The sequence below is a fragment of the Pseudomonas sp. R62 genome, assembly GCF_000257605.1.
GTDB classification, from domain to species: Bacteria; Pseudomonadota; Gammaproteobacteria; order Pseudomonadales; family Pseudomonadaceae; genus Aquipseudomonas; species Aquipseudomonas atacamensis.
This window is the reverse complement of sequence record NZ_JH635998.1, coordinates 2,658,858-2,668,616: the sequence shown is the minus strand read 5'-3', so window position 1 is coordinate 2,668,616 and position 9,759 is coordinate 2,658,858. Positions and strand designations below refer to the sequence as shown.

The 9,759-nt window shown below is 61.0% G+C and carries 8 protein-coding genes and 1 pseudogene; 3 read left to right on the top strand and 6 right to left on the bottom strand.

What is annotated here, in order from left to right:
* The 6 genes from fba to tkt all read right to left on the bottom strand — a co-directional run.
* Positions 1 to 803: class II fructose-bisphosphate aldolase (fba, locus tag OQK_RS13010; protein WP_016772788.1), on the bottom strand; the 803-nt coding region annotated here is incomplete at its 3' end.
* A 272-nt stretch (positions 804 to 1,075) separates the two neighbouring features.
* Entirely contained in the window at positions 1,076 to 1,408 is a 333-nt protein-coding gene (locus tag OQK_RS13005) for an MliC family protein (RefSeq protein WP_016772787.1), read from the bottom strand.
* A 57-nt stretch (positions 1,409 to 1,465) separates the two neighbouring features.
* Positions 1,466 to 1,687: a hypothetical protein gene (locus OQK_RS13000; RefSeq protein WP_016772786.1), complete on the bottom strand. Its 222-nt coding sequence runs from the start codon at positions 1,685 to 1,687 to the stop codon at positions 1,466 to 1,468.
* A gap of 34 nt (positions 1,688 to 1,721) precedes the next feature.
* On the bottom strand, positions 1,722 to 2,885 hold the full coding sequence (locus OQK_RS12995) for a phosphoglycerate kinase (RefSeq protein WP_016772785.1): 1,164 nt from the start codon (positions 2,883 to 2,885) through the stop codon (positions 1,722 to 1,724).
* Between the two features lie 12 nt (positions 2,886 to 2,897).
* A complete protein-coding gene (epd, locus tag OQK_RS12990; RefSeq protein WP_016772784.1) occupies positions 2,898 to 3,950 on the bottom strand; it encodes an erythrose-4-phosphate dehydrogenase in 1,053 nt (350 codons plus the stop codon).
* A 166-nt stretch (positions 3,951 to 4,116) separates the two neighbouring features.
* On the bottom strand, positions 4,117 to 6,114 hold the full coding sequence (tkt, locus tag OQK_RS12985) for a transketolase (RefSeq protein WP_016772783.1): 1,998 nt from the start codon (positions 6,112 to 6,114) through the stop codon (positions 4,117 to 4,119).
* A gap of 259 nt (positions 6,115 to 6,373) precedes the next feature.
* Between tkt and OQK_RS12980 the strand changes: the two genes are divergently transcribed.
* The 3 genes and pseudogenes from OQK_RS12980 to OQK_RS31270 form a co-directional block, all read left to right on the top strand.
* The gene (locus OQK_RS12980) at positions 6,374 to 7,369 is read left to right on the top strand and encodes an ArsR/SmtB family transcription factor (protein ID WP_016772782.1); all 996 of its coding nucleotides are present in this window, start codon (positions 6,374 to 6,376) and stop codon (positions 7,367 to 7,369) included.
* A gap of 18 nt (positions 7,370 to 7,387) precedes the next feature.
* Complete coding sequence (gene metK, locus OQK_RS12975; RefSeq protein ID WP_016772781.1) at positions 7,388 to 8,578, top strand: methionine adenosyltransferase; 1,191 nt, start codon at positions 7,388 to 7,390, stop codon at positions 8,576 to 8,578.
* A gap of 221 nt (positions 8,579 to 8,799) precedes the next feature.
* Positions 8,800 to 9,759: pseudogene (locus OQK_RS31270) on the top strand (NAD-dependent DNA ligase LigB); the annotation flags it as partial.

Here is a 9,759-nt window from a genome sequence, read left to right as displayed (position 1 = left end):
TTGATGCCTTCGACGATTTCTTCAACCGGGACGCCGTAGGTCTCTTTGATGTCGCCGCCGTACTGGTTGATGATCGCCAGCCACTCTTGTGGCACGGAGGACGAACCGTGCATCACCAGGTGGGTGTTGGGGATGCGCTTGTGGATTTCCTTGATGCGGTCGATCGCCAGCACGTCGCCGGTTGGTGGCTTGGTGAACTTGTAGGCGCCGTGGCTGGTGCCGATGGCGATGGCCAGGGCATCGACCTGGGTGCGTTTGACGAAGTCAGCGGCTTCTTCCGGGTCGGTCAGCATCTGGCTGTGATCCAGAACGCCTTCGGCGCCGATGCCGTCTTCTTCACCGGCCATACCGGTTTCCAGCGAACCCAGGCAGCCCAGCTCGCCTTCTACCGAAACGCCGCAGGCGTGGGCCATGGCGACGGTTTGTTGGGTGACGCGGACGTTGTAGTCGTAGTCAGTCGGGGTCTTGCCGTCTTCGCCCAGCGAGCCGTCCATCATCACCGAGCTGAAGCCCAGTTGAATCGAACGCTGGCAGACGTCAGGGCTGGTGCCGTGGTCCTGGTGCATGCACACCGGGATGTGCGGGAATTCTTCGATCGCCGCCAGGATCAGGTGACGCAGGAATGGCGCGCCGGCGTATTTGCGGGCGCCGGCCGAAGCCTGGACGATCACCGGGGAGTCAGTCTTGTCAGCGGCTTCCATGATGGCGCGCATCTGCTCAAGGTTGTTGACGTTGAAGGCTGGAACGCCGTAGCCGAACTCGGCTGCGTGGTCCAGCATCTGGCGCATGCTGATAAGTGCCATTGTGTGTGTCTCTCCCGGTTGAGGGTCGTTGATCGTGCCAGCCTGCCGGAGCGGCGGCGGCTATTCAAGTTAATGCAGATCGGGGGTTGAGGCCCGGTCTGGTGATTCGGTGTTACCAAAATCTTCTGAACGACACAGAACACCTGTGGGAGCGAGCTTGCTCGCGAATACGTCTTGGCATTCAACATTGATGCAAGCTGATCCACCGCTTTCGCGAGCAAGCTCGCTCCCACAGTTGGATCGGTTTCCACATTGGATCTGTGTTGTGTCAATTACTCGGCCTTGCAACCACGGCCAATCAGGTCATTGGTGGCGACCCAGTACACCAGGCCTTCGTCACCCTTGACGTGAAACGCCAGCATGCCATCGCTGTACAGCGTACCCGAGGCGCCCGGCTCTTCTTTCAGGCGATAGACCTGATCACCGCCGCCGAGGCGAACGTCGACTTCCTTCTGGCCGGCATCGACGTAACGCCATAACACCTTGGCCTGGCTGTCGCAGGTCCAAGTCGTCCAGTTGTCTGCCGGGGCCGACGACTGAAACAGGTTCAACTGCGCGCAGCCACCCAACAATGCCAACGCCGCAACGGCGATCAAGCCTTTCATCCGTGTTCCTCGACTGACGACGCACGCCGCCAGCCCTGAGTTAAAGAGTCAGACCCGTCAAGGACAACCATGTTCCTTGACCGGGGTTTGCGTCTCGTATTTGTCCAGGCCGTCCGGACCCGAGCGCTTGTTCAGCACCGGGTTGGTTTCGGCCTGCCAGTCGGCCTGATAACAGCCCTTCTGGGGTTCGCTCGGTGCTGGCGTCGCGTCAGCCTTCGGGGTGCTCCCGCAGGCCGCCAGCGTACCGGTCAGCAACAACAGCGCTAACGACTTGACCATGTGAACACTCCTTTGCCTGGCCAAACGGGCGGCCTCAGGCCTTGGCCCGGCTTTCCAGGACTTCAACGGCAGGCAGCACCTTGCCCTCGACGAATTCGAGGAACGCGCCACCACCGGTGGAAATGTAGGAGATCTGCTCAGCCACGCCATATTTATCGATCGCCGCCAGGGTGTCGCCACCGCCGGCGATGGAGAATGCCGAGCTTTCGGCAATGGCCTGGGCCAGCACTTTGGTGCCGTTGCCGAACTGATCGAACTCGAACACGCCGACCGGGCCGTTCCACAGAATGGTTTTCGACGACTTCAGCAGCTCGGCGAAGTTGGCCGCGGTTTGTGGGCCGATGTCGAGAATCATGTCATCTGCCGCGACGTCAGCGATCAGCTTCACAGTCGCTTCAGCGCTTTCGGCAAATTCCTTGGCGACCACGACGTCAACCGGCAACGGTACGCTGACTTTCGCCGCGATTTCACGGGCGGTGTCGAGCAGGTCCGGTTCATACAGCGACTTGCCGACCGGGTGGCCGGCGGCAGCGAGGAAGGTGTTGGCGATGCCGCCGCCGACGATCAGTTGATCGCAGATCTGGCTCAGGCTGTTGAGCACGTCGAGTTTGGTCGAGACCTTGGAGCCGGCAACAATGGCCGCCATTGGCTTGGCCGGCGCGCCCAGGGCTTTGCCCAGTGCGTCCAGTTCAGCGGCCAGCAACGGGCCGGCAGCGGCGACTTTGGCGAACTTGGCGACACCATGGGTCGAACCTTCGGCGCGGTGAGCGGTACCGAAAGCATCCATCACGAACACGTCGCACAGGGCCGCGTATTGCTGAGCCAGATCGTCGGCGTTCTTTTTCTCGCCCTTGTTGAAGCGCACGTTTTCGAACAGCACGATATCGCCAGCCTTGACTTCAACACCACCGAGGTAATCAGCCACCAGCGGCACTTCGCGGCCCAGCGCTTTGCTCAGGTAGTCGGCGACAGGTTTCAGGCTGTTTTCGGCGGAGAATTCGCCTTCGGTAGGACGGCCCAGGTGCGAGCAGACCATCACTGCCGCGCCTTTTTCCAGGGCCAGCTTGATGGTCGGCAGCGAAGCCAGGATGCGCGCGTCGCTGGTGACAACACCGTCCTTGACGGGGACGTTGAGGTCTTCGCGGATCAATACGCGCTTACCTTGCAGATCGAGGTCGGACATCTTCAACACGGTCATGGGTCGCACTTCCTACGGTTTTTTTGAAGTTGCTGTTTGCAGATAGTGGTCTGCTACGTCCAGCATTCGGTTGGCAAAACCCCATTCGTTGTCGAACCAGGCCAGGATGTTCACCAGTTTGGGGCCGGAAACACGGGTCTGACTGGCATCGACGATGGCCGAATGTGGGTCATGGTTGAAATCACAGCTGGCGTGCGGCAACTCGGTGTAGGCCAAAAGGCCTTTGAGCGGGCCGCTGCTGGCGGCTTCGCGCAGGATCCGGTTGACCTCATTGGCGTCAGTCGCCGTGGCGGTCTGCATCGTGATGTCGAGGCAGGACACGTTGACTGTCGGCACGCGCACGGCTTTGGCCTGAATTCGCCCGGCAAGTTCCGGCAGCAGACGCTCGATACCACGCGCCAGACCAGTGGACACCGGGATCACCGACTGAAACGCCGAACGCGTGCGGCGCAGGTCTTCGTCGTGATAGGCGTCGATCACCGGCTGATCGTTCATTGCCGAGTGAATGGTGGTGATCGACACGTAATCCAGACCGATCGCCTGATCGAGCAGACGCAGCAGCGGCACGCCGCAGTTGGTGGTGCACGAGGCGTTGGACACCAGCAGTTCGTCGCCGGTCAGGCAGTCCTGATTGACGCCGTAGACGATGGTGGCGTCGACATCCGCTTCGCTGGCCATCGGCTGCGAGAACAGCACGCGCGGTGCGCCGGCGTCGAGAAAACGCTGGCCATCGGCACGGGTGTGGTAAGCGCCGGAGCATTCCAGCACCAGATCGACGCCCAGCGACGCCCAATCGATGCCTTCGGGGGTGGCACTGCGCAAGACCTTCACGCAGTCGCCATTGATATGCAGACAATCGCCTTCAACCCGCACTTCGCCGGGAAACCGGCCGTGGGTGGAGTCGAAGCGTGTCAGGTATTCGATGCTGGCCATGTCGGCCAGATCGTTGATCGCGACAATTTCAAACCCGGCCTTCGCGCCGCGCTCGAACAACGCCCGCAAGACGCAACGACCAATGCGGCCGTAGCCGTTGAGTGCAACTTTGTAGGGACGCGGTTGAGGCATGGGGTTCTCGATTACCGTGGTGAATCAGGCAGTGCGATATTGCCTGAACCAACGCTTTCGCGAGCAGGCTCGCTCCCACATTGGAATGCATTTCCCTGTGGGAGCGACGGTGCGACGACTCGACCTGCTCGCGAAGGCGTCAGCCCGGACAACACAACTGTCAGATTTAGTCTTCCAGCAGCTCTTCAGCCTGACCCAAGATGTTTTCCAGGGTAAAACCGAACTCTTCGAACAATGCCGAAGCCGGCGCCGACTCACCGTAGGTGGTCATGCCGATCACACGACCTTCCAGACCCACGTACTTGAACCAGAAATCGGCGTGGGCCGCTTCGATGGCAATACGTGCGCTGACCTGCAACGGCAGAACCGACTGCTTGTACTCCGCATCCTGAGCATCAAACGCGCTGGTGCAAGGCATCGAAACCACGCGAACCTTGCGGCCCTGCTCGGTCAGTTTATCGAAGGCCTGTACGGCCAGACCGACTTCCGAACCGGTGGCGATCAGGATCAGCTCAGGCTCGCCTGCGCAATCCTTGAGCACATAACCGCCACGGCTGATGTTGGCAATCTGGCCAGCGTCGCGTTCCTGATGTTGCAGATTCTGCCGCGAGAAGATCAGCGCCGAAGGGCCGTCCTTGCGCTCCAGAGCGTTTTTCCAGGCCACTGCCGATTCCACGGCATCGGCTGGACGCCAGGTGTCGAGGTTCGGCGTGCTGCGCAGGCTGGTCAATTGCTCGATCGGCTGGTGCGTCGGGCCGTCTTCGCCCAGACCGATGGAGTCGTGGGTGTAGACGTGGATCACGCGCTTCTTCATCAAAGCCGACATGCGTACGGCGTTGCGCGCGTATTCCATGAACATCAGGAAGGTCGCGCCGTAAGGCACCAGACCGCCGTGCAGGGCGACGCCGTTCATGATCGCGGTCATGCCGAACTCGCGCACGCCGTAGTACATGTAGTTGCCGCTGGCATCTTCAGCGCTGACGCCTTTGCAGCCTTTCCACAGGGTCAGGTTGGAACCGGCGAGGTCAGCCGAACCGCCAAGCATTTCCGGCAGCAGCGGGCCGAAAGCGTTGAGGGTGTTCTGGCTGGCTTTGCGGCTGGCGATGGTCTCGCCCTTCGCCGCGACTTCGGCGATGTAGGCCGAGGCTTTTTCCGAGAAGTCGGCCGGCAGTTCGCCGCTCAGACGGCGGATCAGCTCATTGGCTTCAGCCGGGAATGCAGCGGAGTAAGCGGCGAAACGCTGATCCCACTCGGCTTCGACCGCGCGGCCAGCTTCTTTGGCATCCCACTCGGCATAGATCTCGGCCGGGATTTCGAACGGGCCGTGGTTCCAGTTCAGCGCCTGACGGGTCAGGGCGATTTCCGCGTCACCCAGTGGGGCGCCGTGGCAATCTTCCTTGCCCTGCTTGTTCGGCGAACCGAAACCGATGGTGGTCTTGCAGCAGATCAGCGTCGGTTGAGCGCTCTTGCGTGCGGTTTCGATGGCGGTCTTGATCTCTTCCGGATCGTGGCCGTCGACGTTGCGGATCACCTGCCAGTTGTAGGCTTCGAAACGCTTCGGCGTGTCATCGGTGAACCAGCCTTCGACTTCACCGTCGATGGAAATGCCGTTGTCATCGTAGAAGGCAATCAGCTTGCCCAGGCCCAGCGTGCCGGCCAGGGAGGCGACTTCGTGGGAAATGCCTTCCATCATGCAGCCATCACCGAGGAACACGTAGGTGTGGTGGTCAACGATGTTGTGGCCGGGACGGTTGAACTGCGCGCCCATGACTTTTTCCGCCAGGGCGAAACCGACGGCATTGGCCAGGCCCTGACCCAGCGGGCCGGTGGTGGTTTCGACGCCCGGGGTGTAACCGAATTCCGGGTGGCCTGGAGTGCGGCTGTGCAGTTGACGGAACTGCTTGAGGTCGTCGATCGACAGGTCGTAGCCGGTCAGGTGCAGCAGCGAGTAGATCAACATCGAGCCGTGGCCGTTGGACAGCACGAAGCGGTCACGGTCGGCGAACGACGGGTTGCTCGGGTTGTGCTTGAGGTAGTCGCGCCACAGCACTTCGGCAATATCTGCCATACCCATAGGGGCACCGGGATGGCCGCTGTTGGCTTTTTGCACGGCATCCATGCTGAGGGCACGAATGGCGTTGGCACGCTCACGACGGCTAGGCATCGCTGATCTCCTGGGTGTGAATAGACTGAAACGTAAAAAAGGAGGGCATTTTCCCTCACCCATGCGCCTCGGGGCAATGACAGATAGTCATCGGCAGGCGTTTTTCCAATCGATAGCACAGGTTTCGCTTGGTGAAACCTTTCCGCTATTCGTTTGTAGAGACTGCCGTCCGCCGAGAAGTGCCATTTATCGAGCAATATCAAAACTTTTTGATATTGGCCTTGCGGTGCCTTGCCCCCGTCTCTAGACTGCCAGCCCTATGAACTTACGCGTGCCTTCCATTCGCCATGACGATTGCGACGAGCTGGCGGCCTTGTGCAAGGCCGGTGGCGATCCGCTGCGGCTGAATGTCTTGCGCGCGCTGGCCAACGATTCGTTTGGCGTGCTGGAGCTGGCGCAGATTTTCGGCATCGGCCAGTCGGGCATGAGCCATCACCTCAAGGTGCTGGCGCAAGCCGACCTGGTGGCGACACGCCGTGAGGGCAACGCGATTTTTTATCGTCGCGCCCTGCCCCACAGCGGATTGCTCGGCGGCAAGCTGCACGCGGCGTTGTTGGAAGAAGTCGACGATCTGGATCTGCCTGATGAAGTGCAAGCACGCATCGAGCAGGTTCATGGTCAGCGCGCCGCCGCCAGCCGGGACTTTTTCGCCAGGGTCGCGGAAAAATTCCGTGCCCAGCAGGATTTGATCGCAGGCCTGCCGCAGTACCGTGACAGCGTGCTGGCCCTGCTCGACAAACTGAACTTCGATGGTGCCGCCACGGCCATTGAAGTCGGCCCCGGCGATGGTGCTTTTCTGCCGGAACTGGCCCGTCGCTTCGGCACCGTAACCGCGCTGGACAACAGCCCGGCGATGCTCGAACTGGCGCGTCAGGTGTGTGAACGTGAACAGCTGGCTAACGTCAGCCTGCAATTGGCCGATGCATTGAACGGCACAAGCCTTCAAGCCGATTGCGTGGTGTTGAACATGGTCCTGCACCATTTCGCCGCTCCGGCCGATGCGCTCAGGCACATGGCCGATCTGCTGCAACCGGGCGGTAGCCTGCTCGTGACAGAGTTATGTAGCCACAACCAGAGTTGGGCCAGGGAGGCCTGCGGTGATCTCTGGTTGGGGTTTGAACAGGACGATCTGGCCCGTTGGGCCACCGCTGCGGGACTCGTTCCCGGGGAAAGCCTCTATGTAGGCTTACGTAATGGTTTCCAGATCCAGGTTCGCCACTTTCAGCGACCGGCTGGCGACACTCACCATCGGTAAATTCAGGAAAACATCGAGATGAGCGAATACTCCCTCTTCACCTCCGAGTCCGTGTCTGAAGGACATCCGGACAAAATCGCCGACCAGATTTCCGATGCGGTGCTGGACGCCATTATTGCCCAGGACAAACACGCTCGCGTGGCCGTGGAAACCCTGGTCAAGACCGGCGTGGCCATCGTTGCCGGTGAAGTGACCACCAGCGCCTGGGTCGACCTGGAGCAGATCGTTCGTGACGTGATTTGCGACATCGGCTACACCAGCTCCGAAGTCGGCTTCGACGGCGCCACCTGCGGCGTGATGAACATCATCGGCAAGCAGTCCCCCGACATCAATCAGGGTGTTGACCGTGCCAAGCCTGAAGATCAGGGCGCCGGCGACCAGGGCCTGATGTTCGGCTACGCCAGCAACGAAACCGACGTGCTGATGCCAGCTCCGATCACCTTCTCGCACCAGCTGGTGCGGCGTCAGGCTGAAGCACGCAAGTCGGGCCTGCTGCCTTGGCTGCGTCCGGATGCCAAGTCGCAAGTGACCTGCCGTTACGAAGGCGGCAAGGTTGTCGGCATCGACGCTGTGGTGCTGTCGACCCAGCACAACCCGGAAGTGTCGTACAAAGACCTGCGCGAAGGCGTGATGGAGCTGATCGTCAAGCACGTACTGCCTGCCGAACTGCTGAGCAAGGACACCCAGTTCCACATCAACCCGACCGGCCAGTTCATCATTGGCGGCCCGGTAGGTGACTGCGGTCTGACCGGCCGCAAGATCATTGTCGACAGCTACGGCGGCATGGCCCGTCACGGCGGCGGCGCGTTCTCCGGCAAGGATCCATCGAAGGTTGACCGTTCGGCTGCCTACGCTGGCCGTTACGTGGCCAAGAACATCGTTGCGGCCGGCCTGGCCGAGCGTTGCGAGATTCAGGTTTCCTACGCGATCGGTGTGGCCCAGCCTACGTCGATCTCGCTGAACACCTTCGGCACCGGCAAGATCAGCGATGACAAGATCATCAAACTGGTGCGTGAAGTGTTCGACCTGCGTCCATACGCAATCACCACCATGCTCGACCTGCTGCACCCGATGTACCAGGAAACCGCAGCCTACGGCCACTTCGGTCGTGCGCCGCAGACCAAGACCGTTGGCGAAGACAGCTTCACCACGTTCACCTGGGAAAAAACCGACCGCGCCGACGCCCTGCGTTCTGCCGCTGGCCTGTAATACCCTGGCTGCATGAAAGCCCCGCACGGTTTGCGCCGTGCGGGGCTTTTTCATGCCTGACAGATTCTTGGGATCCATGTGGGAGCGAGCCTGCTCGCGAAGGCGCCCGCCCCGGCAACACCAGTTCCCCTGCCCCGAAACAGTTCGCAAAAAAGCCGCGCAACGTTCTTCAGATCCTCACCTACCCTTCAAGCATCACCCCCCGAGCAAGGACGCTCACAATGCTCTTCACACTGCGCCTGTTGCTGGGCTTCCTGCTGGCACTCATCACCCTCGTCAGCCAAGCCAACTGCCCGAACTGGGATCTTTCCCAAGCCCAACGCGAAATCACCGCCCTGCAAAACCAGATCGACCAATGGGACGACGCCTATCACCGCGAAGGCCGTTCATTGATCAGCGACGAACTCTATGACCAGTCCCAACTGCGGCTGAAAGAATGGCAAGCCTGTTTCAACCAGCCCTCATCCCCGCAGCCGTTGCGCACCGCGTCCGGCACGGTCACCCACCCCATCGCCCACACCGGCCTGGACAAGCTGCACAAAGTCGAAGACGTCGCCCACTGGTTGCGTGATCGCCAGAACGTCTGGGTGCAACCCAAGGTCGACGGCGTGGCTGTCACGCTGATCTACCGCCAGGGGGTATTGCAGCAGGCCATCAGTCGCGGTGATGGGGTCAACGGTCAGGACTGGACCGCCTCCGCGCGCAGGATCGCAGCCATTCCGCAACGATTGAGGCAGCCACGGGATCTGCTGGTACAGGGCGAACTCTATTGGCGCCTGAACGCCCATGTTCAATCACAGGCCGGCAGCGTCAATGCCCGCGCCACCATCGCCGGGATGATGGGACGTAAAACACTCGATGTTGAACAGGCCGCCGGGATCGGCCTGTTTGTCTGGGACTGGCCGCAAGGTCCTGTGCGGCTGCCGGAGAGATTGTCCGAACTCCAGGCATTGGGATTCGCTGCAACCGAAACCTATACACAGCCCATCAACCGATTCGAGGACGCGCAAAAATGGCGTGAACACTGGTATCGCTCGCCACTGCCCTTTGCCAGCGACGGCGTGGTGCTGCGCCAGAGCCAACGGCCACCCGCCGAACGCTGGCAGGCTCGCGCGCCGTATTGGGCGGTCGCCTGGAAATACCCTTTCGCCCAGGCATTGGCCGAAGTGCGCAAGGTCAAT